Source organism: Candidatus Neptunochlamydia vexilliferae (assembly GCF_015356785.1).
Taxonomy (GTDB): Bacteria; Chlamydiota; Chlamydiia; order Chlamydiales; family Simkaniaceae; genus Neptunichlamydia; species Neptunichlamydia vexilliferae.
The window spans coordinates 1-14,667 of sequence record NZ_JAAEJV010000011.1; the positions used below are offsets into that span (position 1 = coordinate 1).

General features: G+C 41.9%; 6 protein-coding genes and 1 tRNA gene. 5 read left to right on the forward strand and 2 right to left on the reverse strand.

Translation table 11 applies throughout. The features are described 5' to 3' along the window. The first annotated feature begins 374 nt into the window (after positions 1–374). Entirely contained in the window at positions 375–1,973 is a 1,599-nt protein-coding gene (locus NEPTK9_RS03190) for an ATP-binding protein (RefSeq protein ID WP_194847387.1), read from the forward strand. A 19-nt stretch (positions 1,974–1,992) separates the two neighbouring features. On the opposite strand, the gene NEPTK9_RS03195 is transcribed toward NEPTK9_RS03190, so the two are convergent. Together NEPTK9_RS03195 and NEPTK9_RS03200 are read right to left on the reverse strand one after the other, a co-directional pair. Beyond that, positions 1,993–4,644: a tetratricopeptide repeat protein gene (locus tag NEPTK9_RS03195; protein ID WP_194847388.1), complete on the reverse strand. Its 2,652-nt coding sequence runs from the start codon at positions 4,642–4,644 to the stop codon at positions 1,993–1,995. A 72-nt stretch (positions 4,645–4,716) separates the two neighbouring features. Continuing rightward, positions 4,717–6,693 carry a hypothetical protein gene (locus NEPTK9_RS03200; RefSeq protein WP_194847389.1) on the reverse strand — a complete coding sequence of 659 codons (1,977 nt, stop codon included), beginning with the start codon at positions 6,691–6,693 and terminating at the stop codon, positions 4,717–4,719. A gap of 321 nt (positions 6,694–7,014) precedes the next feature. On the opposite strand from NEPTK9_RS03200, the gene NEPTK9_RS03205 reads away from it, so the two are divergent. From NEPTK9_RS03205 to NEPTK9_RS03220, 4 genes are all read left to right on the forward strand, one after another. Then, positions 7,015–10,626, forward strand: coding sequence for a HEAT repeat domain-containing protein (locus NEPTK9_RS03205; RefSeq protein WP_194847390.1), 3,612 nt, complete (start codon positions 7,015–7,017; stop codon positions 10,624–10,626). A 109-nt stretch (positions 10,627–10,735) separates the two neighbouring features. After that, positions 10,736–11,944 (forward strand): IS256 family transposase, encoded by a 1,209-nt coding sequence (locus NEPTK9_RS03210; RefSeq protein ID WP_194847391.1) that lies wholly within the window; start codon positions 10,736–10,738, stop codon positions 11,942–11,944. Next, the gene (locus tag NEPTK9_RS03215; RefSeq protein ID WP_194847392.1) at positions 11,910–13,889 is read left to right on the forward strand and encodes a beta strand repeat-containing protein; all 1,980 of its coding nucleotides are present in this window, start codon (positions 11,910–11,912) and stop codon (positions 13,887–13,889) included. The genes NEPTK9_RS03210 and NEPTK9_RS03215 overlap by 35 nt, the downstream gene beginning before the upstream one ends. 42 nt (positions 13,890–13,931) lie before the next feature. After that, positions 13,932–14,006 (forward strand) — tRNA-Pro (locus NEPTK9_RS03220). The last annotated feature ends 661 nt before the right edge of the window (positions 14,007–14,667 follow it).

Genomic DNA, 14,667 nt, shown 5'->3' on the forward strand with positions numbered 1-14,667 from the left:
GGAGCTGGGCAAAAATAACTTATACATTTCTGCAACCATAACATCTTCATCTGCTTTGTTGCAACTCCTTGAAAGCTAATAAGCTTCCTGCGGATTTGCGCCGCGCAGCTAAAGCGCTATGGCACCAGAAATGCATGAGTTATTTTCGCCCAGCTCCTTAGCCCTAAATTTCTCAACAGAACCTAATACTAAACAATTTTGTCAACCCAGGGATTAAATCTGCAGGCTTCCTATGGGATGCGTCATTCAAGAAAATCTGATTTTGCTTCGCTTGTCCCTCGTACTCCAAAAAATACTCTGTACTGAGGCCTTTAGGGTTGAACACTTTGGAAATATGTCATAAAATGGAAGCAACCAAAATCAAAAGTTAACAGATGAAAAAGCTTCCCATCGGCATCCAAAACATTCGTGAAATTCTTGAGGAAGATCAGGTTTATATAGATAAAACCCTCTTTGCACAAGAGCTGATAAAAGCGGGTAAATACTATTTTATATCTCGCCCTAGAAGGTTTGGTAAATCTTTATTTTTAAACACATTGCAAGAAATTCTTAGTGGGAATAAGAAGTTGTTCAAAAGGTGTAAAATCTATGACAGTGATTATGATTGGCAGAAATATCCGGTTCTATATTTAGACTTCTCAAAAATAGCGAATAAAACCCCCGATCAGCTTGAAACCGCTTTGCGGGTGAGGCTCGAACTTATTGCTAAGAAGCATGATATTTCCATTGTCACAGCCGACATTCAAGTCGCCTTAGATACATTGATTGTTGGCCTATCGAGCAAGTATAAAAGCAAAGTAGCCGTCTTAATCGATGAGTATGACAAACCTATTATCGATCGTTTGGAAGATCTTAGCACCGCTAGAGAAAATCGGGACCTCCTAAAAGGTTTTTTTGGAACTTTAAAAGGTTTGGATTCTGAGCTTCGATTTATGTTGATCACCGGCATCAGCAAATTTTCTCGGGTGTCCCTGTTCTCTTCTCTTAACAATCTAAAAGACATTACAATGGATCCCAGATATGCAGCAATGATGGGATACACAGAAGAAGAGTTGAAAAACGCTTTTTCCGACCACGTTCAATCGATCGTATCCGAGCGTCAAGATACATCGAGTGAGAAGGTTTTAGAAGAAGTCCGAGAGTGGTACAATGGATACAGGTTTTCGAAAAGTGAGACTTGTGTCTATAATCCCTTCTCTACGCTCAACTTTATGGACGAAAAAGAGCCCGCTACCTATTGGTATACCACAGGAACCCCCTCATTTTTGGTAAACCAACTCAAGAAACATCCCCAATCAATGGTTTCAATCGACGGAACAACAGCAAGGGGAGATGAGCTGATGGATATCAGCTCGTTAGAACACATCGATTTAAAAGCGTTGATGTACCAATCTGGATATTTTACCATCAAAGGCTACAACCCTACCTCAAAGCGGTATCGGTTGGGTCTTCCCAATGAAGAGGTCAGAACGGCCTTTATGTACTCTTTGACCAAGCACTTTACAGATAATATCGACGTCAGGTCTTCAGAAAAGTTTGTAAAAGCACTAGAAAAGCATCAAGTTGACATTCTCTTTGAGCATATAAAGGTTGGGTTTTCAAGCTTTGCCTATCAAGTCTTTGCAGGAGCCAAAGAGCGCACCTACCAAGCAATGCTTTTATCGATGCTTCATGGTATGGGGTTTGATCCGCTCTCAGAAAGGGCGACAAATACCGGACGCATCGATGTGATGCTGGAGATGCCGAAAACAACCTACATCCTCGAACTCAAACTTGACGGCTGCGCCGATGCAGCCCTAGATCAGATTCGTCAAAAGGAGTACTTTAAACCCTATACCCATAAAGGGAAAGAAATCGCGATCATAGGGGCCAACTTTTCCTCAGAAGCGCGCAATATTTCCGAATGGAAGGGAGAACTCCTGACTGAGTCTGGCGAGAAGCTTCGCGACCTCCTTCTAGAAAAAGAGGGATAAAAAACCTTTGTAGAAGAGGCTAAAAAAAACTAAATAATTTTTTATATTCTTTGGCATTGATTTCTCCATCTTTACACCTTATGCAAAAATCAACGACAGGATGTTTGGTTTCTAAGTTAGCATTTTTGAAAATTTCTAGAGCTTCTTCGAAGCAAATTTTAGCCTGGTCTTTTTCCTTTAAAGCATAGTGGGTGAGTCCCTTGTTAAGTAAAGTTTCTCCTATAGCGGGGTGTGAAGGCTTTAAAATTGTTTTTCGCAGCTGTAGGGCTTTCTCTAATGTGCTTAATGAGGTTTGATAATCCTTTAGGTCTCTTTGGACTTCCCCAATATTGTTTAAGCAAAAACCAATGTGGCGGTGGTTTTTTCCAAGTGTTTTCTCCCAAATTGCTAATGCTTTTTGGTGGAATTTTAGTCCTGATGGATAGTTTTCTTGGGCAACTAAAGCCGATCCTAAACCGCTATAAGCAGTTGCAATAAAAGGGTGATCTTCTACTAGGCTAGTTTGCCATATGCCTAATGCCTTATTATAACTATCTTTTGCTCGGACAAACTCTCCCTGAGTGATTTGGTTAGTTCCCATATTATAGTGCCCTCTTGCAATAGCTGTACTTGCATTAAGTTTTATCCATAGGTCTAAGGCTTCTTGGTGTTTGGATTTAGCCTCATGATATTTTCCTAAAAATTCTAAGGTTGAACCAATATTACTGTAGCTCCTCGCTATGGCTAGCCCATTGTTTTTCTGGTTTTGTTTAAGTATTAACGCTTTTTTATGGTACTCTAACCCCTGCTGATAATTCCCTAGTTCTCTTAAAGTGAATCCAATGGAATCATAACAGCTTGCAATTTCAGTTTGTTTATCCTTTGGTTCTAAAGTTGAGAGGTGTCTTTTATAGTACTTTAAGGCCTCTTGGTGTTGATCCGCAATCCCATATCCCCTAGCTACATTATAAAGCATGTTCTCTGGACCACTTTTGACAGAAAAATCTGTTCCAATTTCCCCCAAAATCAAATTGATAGTGGGAAGTAGCTGACGAACATTTCTAGTACTTAAGTAGGACAAAAGCAAGTGATTTAAAAGCAAGACAAACCTTTTTTTTGGAAAAGGGGAGCTACTTTTAAAGAGCTCTTTATATCGCCTAATAGTTTTTTTCATATGTGCTAAGAAGTAATCTTCATTAATGATTTCTTTATTTGATTTCTTAGAGACGATCAGGTAAAACGTTTCCAGTGCTTGGAGGATGAGTTTTTGGGAAATCTGTTTTGCAAGATTGAAATAAATAGATTCCTGTACCAGCATGTGCATTTTGCATTCACCTTCTGTTGTATCAATGAGGGAGTAATCTTCAAGATAGCCAATCCCGCGCTGAAATGCCAAGCCGCTATTGCTGACATGAGATTGAAACCATTTTTCAAGAAATAATAGTGGGATGGGAACGTGTTCAAGACAGGATAAGAAGTCAGCAACCTGGACCGACTCTTTAGACTGTTTAGAAACAGCCTTTAGGCTAATGCTCCAGGTTGTTAAAACTGTTTTTGTGTTAGCAGGAAGTCGTAGATTCTTTGGTGTATAAAGATTTAGCCCTTCTTTATTGAAGAGCTCTATGTAAGCCTTAGAGTTCGAGACCCACCTCTTGTTTTTAATGATATAAGTTGCTGCGTGATTTAAAGCTAACGGAAGGTGTCCTAACTTTTCGGCTAAAAGGGTAGCTTGTGCTTCATCTTTTTCACCGATTTTTAATTTGAGATATTGAATAGCTTCACTTTGTAGAAAGGGGGCAAGAGGAATAGACTCAAATCCATATTCAGCATCGAGGTTTGAAAGGCGAGAGGTGACTAAGATACACTGCTTTCGAACAGGGAGAAGAGAGTTAATAAGATCTATGCGCTTCATAGAATCGGTGCCATCAAAAATCAGAAGAAAGGGCTTTTCAGACTCTCTTAATCGAGATTCTAATAAGCGAATTCGAGAGTCAGGAGCGCCATGCTTTAGTCCGAAGTATTCAGCAAGATGAAGAAGGCCCTTCATAATCAAGTCAGGATCTGCTCCATCTATAAAATGAATGAATTGATAGGTGCCTTGATACAGATGTGCATATTTTAAGGCGATTGCGGTTTTTCCCAATCCACCAAGTCCCGAAAGCATAACTTTTGAATGAGATTGGCAAGTGAGATGGAGCTGCTTTAAAATGGCTTCCCTTCCTGTGAAATTTTTTAAAGGGCCTGGAAGGTGAACAACTTTAGATTTTGGAAAACTATATGCAGAACTATACTTTCCTTGCGGAAATTGGTTAATTGATAGTGGTCCGATATTTTGAAAAACAATCTGGGCACCATCTAGGTTGATAGGACCAAGTTTAGTGGTATTTCCTGGCAATACAAAGTCTCTAAATGTTGCAGTTCCTATGGATATATCGGTTGGGTTCAACAAAATCTTGTTTTCTTTAATGAACTCACCGATTTTTTTTTGCGTAGAGCTAGGAAGAGCGTTGTAGGCCCACCTTTTATTAGAGGATCCTTCTAAGGGTAGGCTATTAGAGGTTAAATTTTGGTGACGAAGTCCGGCAACAATTTTCCCGCCTTGGTTACGAAATTCAAGGGTATATCCATTGGGAAGGGGATTGCTGGCTAGTTGAGAGATACTAGAAGAGCTGCTAGAGGCTGTTGGTTGCATTATGTTATTCCTATGCGACTTATTTAAAGCCCCCCTGCTAAAAGATGCGGGGAGCTCAGAAATGCTGGCTAGCTAACCAATTTCAACAGGTCCTGTTGACCTTATTTCATCAATGTCTATGTTGGTTTTTTCTCCAACAATAACAACTTGTGATCTGTCCTCTTGATCCATCTTATCCAATAAATAACCAGCCGCCTTTGAATAGTTTTCAATTTCATCTTTTGTGAATGATTTCCGATCTTTAAACTTAATATTTGAGCCGGTTACTAATTTATGTCTTATATTTTTAATGTGACCAACAGTAAGCTCTAGAGTAAGAGTCTCATTATTCACAGCAGCTTCTTTTAGCTTATTTAAGGCTGCAGAAAGTAGCAATGGATTCCCCTGAAGCAATGGGAGACAGGGGTACTTAGATGTTCTTAAGAGGGTGGCATCTTTGAGGTTAGCTTTTCTTTCGTAAAGCTGCTTGATGAGGTCTTTTGCAGCGGGAATACATTCTTTACTAGAACTTTTAGTGTCAATGATGTTTTGCAGGGTTGTTAAAATAAATATCCGAACATCCTTTGCCTGTTTCTTTTGATTAAAGATTGCACCCAAGATTTTAATTGCTTTAAGGCGAACATCAAGGCTATGGTGATCCATCGCAACATCTGATAATTGACCGGCAAACCCAAAAGCAAACTCTTTACCCTCTTCTAGGTTGACGGTTTCTTGACCTACAATTTTTTGTGAGCTTTTGGTAATCCATTCATTAAAATGATTACGGATCTTTTTGTAGTCCTCTTTTACTAAATTATATACAATATCTAGTGTGTCTGCAGAGACTTTAGGATCAATGAGTTTTTCTTCGGTAACCTCTAACATATCAGCCCAAGGCCTAGGGATATCTTTGATCCCAAATGCTTTCTTCCCATGTTTATAGGCTGCTTTAAGATCATCAATCATCGCATCATCTGGAAGCTCTCCTTGCTGGTATAGCTTAACTCCCGCTTTTACTGGCCCACCTAAAAATTTTCTAATCGCATAAAGCCCGTGACCGACCTTTCTTGCAGTCGTCACTGCTTTATGCTCGCTGGAATCGATTCGAACGAGGTTTTGTAGGGGCCAAAGTGCTTCAAACTGCAATAAATAGTTACGATCCTTTGACAAAGAAGTGATTCTTTTATCGTACTCCTCTTTGTTATAGAACGTTTTAAGCCTTTTATAAAAGTCATCTTTTGTATCCTTACTAATGACTTTAAGGTCTGACCTTAACATTGCGCGAGATACAGAGACTAATGCAGATAGGATTGGTTCAAGAGCCGAGTTTACGTGCTTTCCTGTATCTAGAAATGTACCGAGTTGAAGGCTGAGTTTATCGAAGATTTTAAGTAAGCGGTAGGGGTTTTTAGCTAAGAATTCTTTGGGTAAGTGATCTAGATAGTATTTAAGCCCGTAGCCATAATGCTCGTTAATGAAATTGCTCGACTCAAACTGCGACATCATGACATCTAATCCTGCCTTTCTTATACGATCGTCTTTGCAAGTCGCAAATAGTGTGACTGTTTTGATCTCTTCAACCCTTGGAGCAGGCCTTTCTGTTAAAAACGTTGTAAGCATTAGATTAAACAGGGGAAACAAGAGCTCTTTGTCTTTATCGCTAGCTTTATTGTATAACTCGATAAATTCTTGATCTGTATTAAATTGGTGGTTTTTTAATAGCTTTAAAACATTGTTATCGACCTTGATCCCATAATTCTCGCGTGCTTTATCTGCATCGGTTTTGGATAAAAGCTTAAGGTTGTTACCTTCTCTTAAAAGGTATGGCATCTTTTTGATATCTTTTCCAAAAGTCTCCAAATTTCCATCATAAATCCGCTTCTTAGTTTCCACAGTTTTTTTTATAGCAGTTTTGGCAGCCTGAGTTGTTTTTTCATCTACCTTGGTTAGCTCATAGAGTCTAATTTTTCTACCCTGGCTATCTTTAGTTTGAATTTCGAGATGTTTGGAAAATCCTCCAGTGGTTAGGATCGAAGGGCGTGGGCTTGTTAAGTCACTTGTTGCAGACATTTATCTTCTCCTTTTCAAGGTTTTAAAGTAAATTAAGCCTATTCTTTATGAGAGAAAATTTATTGTAAAGAATTATTTAAGCGCATGATTTTCGGTAGTAAATTTTGCACAGGCCTAAAATTTCCTATCCCTGTGGCAAGCCACAGAGTATTTCGGAAATTTTCCCTTCGGGACGGCTGTGCCTTTGATACACCTTGTGCAAAGCACCCTCTCTTGGCAAGCTACGGGGAAAAGTGCAAGTTTTTTTTGACTTTGAAAGAAAAAACTTCTATCGTTGGAGGCGGTAACCCGAGAAACACCCTTTAATTTAGGAGAAAGAAGATGGCTTCTAGCAGCTCTTTAATAGGAAAAAAAACCTTTTCCAATGACTATGTCCTTGAGTTTCATAAGAAGGATGGGAACGTTTTTGCTCGAATCTGCCAAGGGAGCTTAACCTCTGAAAACCTCCTCCTAAAAGGGCTTCCCCATCAAAGGTGGTCTTATGAGACCCTAACAGGCCCGAATAAAGAAAAAGTTAACGATTTTCTTAAAAAGCACTCCGTATTTTCCAAGCAAACAGCCACACAAAAGACCATCATCAATCCAACCAAATTCACTATCGGAACTGCAAGCGTAGGGGGAGATATGAAGTTTGCAGGTCAGGCTAACCATGTGTATTCTTCAATAGAAAAGGTTGAAAAATCGACCATCGACCTAAGGGGAGCGCATGTTAGCATTCTTGGATCACCCTCAATTAAGTCCAATCAAAAAGGAGCTCCCAAAACACTTCACGGTCTTTCTAAACACCTCAAAACCTTTTATACAGACCAAATGACTGAAGTTTACAAGGTCCGGGCCAAAGGGGCTTGGCAAATCTCTCTGCCCATTGAGGATGTATACACAAATCTTGCGATTATCGGAGAAGAAGAGAAAAAAGAAAAAGAGGATCCCCAAAAGACCTTTCAGGATAGGAGAATCCCTACTCATGAAAGTCTCTTTAAGCCAAAAAAGCCCATTGCTGCTGAAGAGATTTTTAACCACGAAAAGCTTAAAAATGCCTTTCAAAAAAGGGTGGTTGTGTTTGGAGCAGCAGGTGTAGGAAAAACGACCTTTTGCCAAAGGGTTGCAACAAAAGGGGCTGACTTCTGGCCTGAGTTCGATGTGGTTTTCCTCGTGAAGCTTCGGAACCTGGATACCACAAATTATATGCCCAGAGGATACACTTCCTATGATATCCTGGCCAAGGAGTGTGACATAACCCTAAAAGACTACAAACACCTCTTAGAGGACCCAAACTTTAGAGATAAGGCCCTTTTGATTCTCGATGGATATGATGAACTTACCAAGGAAGTACAAAATGGACACCTTAAAGAGGCCTTTGAAGGACTTCATCAAAAACCATGGAAACAAGACCCTCTTTTTCCCCATATCATGGTCACCTCTCGGCCAGGACCAGTACATATCGATTACACAAATGAACTGGAGATCGTTGGCTTTGACGAAAAAAATGTTCAAACCTACATCGAAAAATTTTATGGACTTTTAGCTGAAAATAAAGAGATTAGCAATGCTGAAGCTAAGAAGAAAATGAAAGGACTTAAGCAAGAGCTTCAAAAACGCCCCTTAATCTACAGCATTTCCCAAATTCCCATTAACCTTGCATTGATGTGCTCCCTATTCAAAGAAGATGAGTCCATCTTCAAGTCAGATAAAACCCTTTCTGTCACCACCTTCTATAACGAAGCCATTAAATGGTTTTATAAGCGTTATCAGCTCCGCTCTGGAGGTTCAGCTTCAAATATTCAGCAGCAAGAGAGCCCTCGACTCACAAATAAAAAAGTCAATGCGATTGCAAAAGCTCTTGAAGAGATTGCCTGGCAAGCAATGGAAAAAAACACACTCTACCCCTCTAAAAGGGTGATCGAAAAAGTTCTAAAATCTTTCAAGCTCAACCACAATGATTTAACAAGTTTAGGCTTGTTTGCTGTTGAAGGAGGGAAAGGGCAGTTTATCCACCTTACCTTTCAAGAGTTTTTTGCAGCCACTTACCTAGCTAACCTTTATATAAATAACCCATCACAAGCAACCAATTATTTCAAAGCAATCAAGTTTGACCCCCGGTACACCCTCACCCTATGGATGGCTGCAGGATATCTCTCCCGACAGGAAGAAGAAAAAGCTCTGAGAGCTTTTTTCAATGACCTATTCGGGGCCCCCGAAGATCTAGCAAGAGGATACGGGCTGATCCTTAAAGCGCGCTGCTTTGAGGAATGCAAGTGTCCCAAAGAAATCCCTCAGCACAAAGCATTTATCGATGAAGCTGTTGAATCTATCAAAGCAGCTCCTATTCAAGAAATGAACTTTCAGCTTTTAAACCGAAATGTGCGGCTTTTGCGCCATCCCTCTATTATAAAAGCACTTCTGGAAAACATGACAAAAAAAGAAACACAACTAGAAGCTATATCTTTAATAGGCCGTCTTGGACAAGAGAGATTGCTCCTCCCAAATGAGGTGCTGCTGACATTAAGTGAACTTGTTCTTAGTAGTGATGTTCGAAGTCATGCTATTGGATCTCTTTCACAGATAGTAAAAGGGGGAGGAGCCCTTCCAAAAAAGGGGATAAAGGGACTCCTTAAAGTTCTTAAAGACTCTCCAGTAGATGGGTCCGTTCAAAGAGGTGTTGCTGAAGTGCTTGTAGAGTATCTAAAGTTAGGAGGAGATGGGGTAAAAGAGGTTGTGGAAGGGCTCCTTAAAGTTCTTAAAGACCCTTCGGTAGATAGGTTCGTTCGAAGCACTGTTGCTTACGTTATTGCACAGTATCTAAAAGGTGGAGGAGAAAAAGTAAAAGAGGTTGTGGAAGAGCTTCTTAAAATTCTTAAAGAATCTTCAGTAGATAGGTACGCTCAAAGTTATGCTGTTTCCGTGCTTGGATGGTATCTAAAGGTAGGAGGAGAAAAAGTAAAAGAGATTGTGGATGCACTCCTTAAATTTCTTAAAGACTCTTCAGTAGATAGGTACGCTCGAGATTATGCTGTTGAAGCGCTTGTAGAGTATCTAAAAGGAGGAGGAGAAAAATTAAAAGAGATTGCGGATGCATTCCTTAAAGTTTTTAAAGACTCTTCAGTAGATGGGCATATTCGAGGCCTTGCTGCTAAAGCTCTTGTAGAGTATCTAAAGGTAGGAGGAGAAAAAGTAAAAGAGGTTGTGGATGCGCTTCTTAAATTTCTTAAAGACTCTTCAGTAGATGGGCATGTTCGAGTCGCTGCTGCTTATGATCTTGGAGAGTATCTAAAAGGAGGAGGAGAAAAAGTAAAAGAGGTTGTGGAAGAGCTCCTTAAAGTTCTTAAAGACTCTTCAGTAGATAGGCATGTTCGAGGCGCTGCTGCTTATGATCTTGGAGAGTATCTAAAAGGAGGAGAAAAATTAAAAGAGATTGTGGAAGAGCTCCTTAAAGTTTTTAAAGACTCTTCAGTAGATGAGTTCGTTCGAAGCCGTGCTGCTGAAGCTCTTGGAGAGTATCTAAAGTTAGGAGGAGAAAAAGTAAAAGAGATTGTGGAAGAGCTCCTTAAAGTTCTTAAAGACTCTTCAGTAGAGGGGGACGTTCGAGGTTATGCTGCTGAAGCTCTTGGAGAGTATCTAAAGTTAGGAGGAGATGGGGTAAAAGAGGTTGTGGAAGGGCTCTTTAAGTTTCTTAAAGACTCTTCAGTAGATGGGTACGTTCGAAGAGATGCTGCTGAAGCGCTTGTAGAGTATCTAAAGTTAGGAGGAGATGGGGTAAAAGAGGTTGTGGAAGGGCTCCTTAAAGTTGTTAAAGACTCTTCAGTAGATGTGCTCTTTCGAGGCGGTGCTGCTAGAGCTCTTGGAGAGTACCTAAAGTTAGGAGGAGATGGGGTAAAAGAGGTTGTGGAAGAGCTCCTTAAAGTTTTTAAAGGGAGTGTAAAAATAACTGTGTAAATGGAATGTTGAATGAGAGATAATAGCCTTTCACTCAATAGAAAAAAGGCCGGAACGTAGAATACGTGGAGGCCAAAAATGAAACAAAAGTTTACACAGGAGTATAAAAATGAACTTTGATAAAGAATTAGGCAAGTGCAATACCATGGATGACCTCATAGGGAAAAATGGATTGCTTCAGAGGCTTGTAGGGGGAATGGTCGAGAAGATCCTAGAAAAAGAAATGGATGAGCACTTAGGATATGAAAAGAATTCTGTTAAAGGGAACAACACTGGAAACAGTCGAAACGGGGTGAACAAAAAGACAGTCCAGAGCTCTTATGGCCCTGTAGATATAGAGGTTCCTCGAGATAGAGAAGGATCGTTTGAGCCAAGGCTAATAAAAAAGAGGCAGCGGCAGATAGGGTCTTTTGATGAAAAGATTATTTCGATGTATGGCAAAGGGATGACCACCCGAGATATTCAAGACCATATTAAAGACTTGTACGGTGCAGATATTTCTCCCACAATGATTTCTACAATTACTGATCAGGTAGTTGAAGTAGCTGAAGAATGGAGATCGAGACCCTTATCAAAGGTCTATCCGGTCATTTTTTTCGATGCGATTCACTACAAGGTAAAAGACGGGAATAAGGTGGTTACCAAGGCTGCCTACACCTGTCTAGGGATCAATTTAGAGGGAAAAAAAGAGATCCTAGGTGCCTGGATTGGTGAAAGCGAAGGGGCTAAAGTATGGCTCCAAGTTTTTACAGAGTTAAAAAATCGAGGAGTAGAAGATATTTTTATAGCCTGCATGGATGGGCTTAAAGGTTTACCAGAGGCATTAAAATCGGTTTTTCCATTGACAGAAGTGCAGCTATGCATCATTCATATGATCCGTAATTCCCTGAAGTTTGTACCCCATAAATACTCCAAGGAATTTGTAAAAGACCTTAAGGACATTTATCAAGCCTCAACGGAATCGAAAGCAGAGAGCGCAGTGTGCACCTTAGATGAGAAGTGGAATAAGAGGTACCCTCTAGCTGTAAAGCCTTGGATGAACCACTGGGAGAACTTAAAAACATTTTTTAAATTTCCAGAAGAAATAAAAAGATTGATTTATACAACAAATGCTGTAGAATCATTACATAGACAGTTTAGGAAGGTAACGAAGACCCGAGCAGTCTTCCCATCGGACAAGGCTCTCCTAAAGATGTTGTATCTAGCCTCTAGGGACGTGTCAAAAAAATGGACGCTTCCAGTTAGGGGTTGGAAAGAAGCACTCTCATATTTTGGGGTAGCCTATGAAGAAAGGCTCCCAACTTTGGGAGGCATCTAAATGGCGTTTACACAGTTTAATTTACAGTCTCAAAAATGGGCTTATCGAGTTCTCAGGGCTTTCTAATTTTACTCTTCCTAGTAACTTTGGCGGGGCATTTTCACCTGGAATTGCTATCTCAGGCAGCTCTTCAATTAGCTCTGAAGGAGGGGTAAGTTTAACGGGTTCTGGGGCCAGGGTAAGTGGCACATTTTTAACACCGATTAATAACCATGGGGTTTTCTTATCTGACACAAGCTTTATCAGTACCATTGCAGCTCCCATTACCATTCATGGAGCAGCAGGGACCGCTCAGAGTGACTGTTCTGGAGTCTTTATTGAAGGAAATGCCACCGTTACTTCTAGTTCTGGAGCAATTGCGATTACGGGAATTCCAAATACCACAGTCACAGCAGGAGATCGTAACCAAGGCATTACCATGACAGGAGGAACCCTCTATTCAACAGGCAGTGGGACGATTACCTTAAACGGAACAGGGGCCGCTAATAATGGAACGCTCAACCATGGAGTTTCCCTTTCAGGCTCCTCCGCTCTGATCACTTCTTCAGAAGGACAGGTTTCAGTAACAGGAGCAGGGGGAGGAGATGCCACACCAAACTGTGATGGGATTGTTCTCGAGTCAGGCGCTAAGATTACAGGAACAGGTCAAGCTCCCCTCACCCTTGTAGGAAATGGAGGGACCAACGGGAACACCTTTAATAACGATGGAATTGCCATCAGTGGGGCAAGTAGTGAGGTATCCGTAGAAAGTGGAGCTCTTTCCTTAACAGGAACGGGAGGAGGAACAACGACAGGGAATAAAGGGATCCGTATTGATAGCAATGGGAGCCTCACTTCAATAAGTGGCGCTGTCACTGCCGTTGGAATCGGAGGATCGGGAACCAGCGAAAACGATGGGGTTTTCGTGACCAATGCGACCAGCTCCATTACCGCAGTCAACCCCGCCTCGTTCACTGTCACAGGAACCGGAACAGGGTCGGCAAACCCGAGCCGCGGAATTTTTATTGGAGATCAAGGGCTCATAGAAACAACCGGCTCAGGAGCGCTCACTCTCGATGGAACAGGAAATGGGATTGGAACAGACAGCTATGGAATTGATATTGTAGGGGCAGGAACCCAAATCGAAAACTCAGGAACAGGAACCCTCACCCTCATCGGTCGAGAAAATGGAGCCACTACCACGGGACTCCACCTAGGAGACTCTGCCAATATCAATACTACTTCGACCGGAAGCGTGACCCTTCAAGCTTTAAGCGATCTTGTGGTCGACTCGAGTGGGTCAACAACGGCTACCGGCGCTGGAACCATCACCTTCGATGCCGCAGACAACCTCTTTATTTTAGGAGGGGCTTCTTTCGGCGTTGATGCGGGGCTCGGTCGCTTTATTGCAGGCGTTGACATCGACATCTCTGGAGGAGCAACCTTTACCGCCACCAGCGGAAACTTTACCTTCGTTGTTGATAATGACTTTCCGGCTGCCCCCCTCTTTGGCCCAGGAGCCTTTAATTTTACCAGCAGTACCATTACCACTCCCGGAGAAGTGAGGATTTATACCTCTGAACAGTCCCTTAATTTAGCCGCAGGAGGAACCATTAATGGGGAGGTCTTCACCCCAGGCCCTCTTGCTGTTAATACTGCCACCGAACGGTTTGGGTTTTACTTTGGCGGAGGAACTTATGGGGGTGGAGCCTTCACCTTTTATTACAAAGTACCGACCCCAGAAGACATTATTGCAGGGATAATCGCTATTGAGCGAGAGGTCATTGTCAACCTTGATCAACTCCCCGACCTTCTCCCTGTCTTGAAAGCTTCTCGGCTCCCCTACCAGTTCCCCAACTTTCACTTCTCCACCTGCACTGAAGGTGGAGAGTGTCGCCCTGGTTTTTCCCCTTACGGCTCCTTTATTTTTGAAGATGACCTCTACTGGATTCCAAAAAAACCCTAACTATTGATCAAAAAAACGTGCTATGATAGGATTATGAGCCTTCGGGGTATAGCGCAGTTTGGCTAGCGCATCTGCTTTGGGAGCAGAGGGTCGGGGGTTCGAATCCCTCTACCCCGATCATCTTTTTTACCCTTCCTCCCGCTGCCTCAAACCCTTTTACCATCCGCATTCCCCACGAAGAAATCAGGTGGGGAAAAATAATCAGTTCATCTAAATCGTCCCACTCTTCAGTAATATAAGGTTCCGCAATGAGGCGATAAGAACCGTCTAAATAAGGCTTAAGCTCATCAAACACAAGTCCCTTTTCCCTTAATGGGAGGACAACCCCCACCTTTCCATCGTAACGGAGAGGTTCGAGCGTTTCCCCCCATCGAACAACGCCCATCGGTCCTGAACGGAATCCCAAGTGGACATAGGGAAAAATCTCCTTTGAAAAAACCATCGGATCCCCCTCACAATCAAACAGGGCAAAGGGAGCCACCTCATCGGGAAGAGCCGCCGCTAAATAGTGGACATAGTCGGCAAGCTCCTCGATCGGAAAAGGAGGAACCTTTCCTTGATATAAAATAGCACCTACCGTTTGCGCTTGGTGTGTTTCCCACACCTTTTCCGCAAAGGTGCGGACCGCCAGCTGGTAGGAAGCAAGAGGGGCAGGAGCTAAACTCTCGATCCCAAAATCAAGCTCCCACAAAATGTCAGGAGCCGCCACCTCCACCTCCCACTCAAGAGAGGAGGAAAGGGAGGCGTCGAGCCGGTAACTTGTTAAAGAAGGAGGCTG

Bases quoted from the DNA above. Each gene is read 5' to 3' on its own strand.
- NEPTK9_RS03215 (WP_194847392.1), top strand. From the start codon at position 11,910: ATGAAGAAAGGCTCCCAACTTTGGGAGGCATCTAAATGGCGTTTACAC.
- NEPTK9_RS03210 (WP_194847391.1), top strand. From the start codon at position 10,736: ATGAACTTTGATAAAGAATTAGGCAAGTGCAATACCATGGATGACCTC.
- NEPTK9_RS03190 (WP_194847387.1), top strand. From the start codon at position 375: ATGAAAAAGCTTCCCATCGGCATCCAAAACATTCGTGAAATTCTTGAG.
- NEPTK9_RS03200 (WP_194847389.1), bottom strand. From the start codon at position 6,693: ATGTCTGCAACAAGTGACTTAACAAGCCCACGCCCTTCGATCCTAACC.
- NEPTK9_RS03205 (WP_194847390.1), top strand. From the start codon at position 7,015: ATGGCTTCTAGCAGCTCTTTAATAGGAAAAAAAACCTTTTCCAATGAC.
- NEPTK9_RS03195 (WP_194847388.1), bottom strand. From the start codon at position 4,644: ATGCAACCAACAGCCTCTAGCAGCTCTTCTAGTATCTCTCAACTAGCC.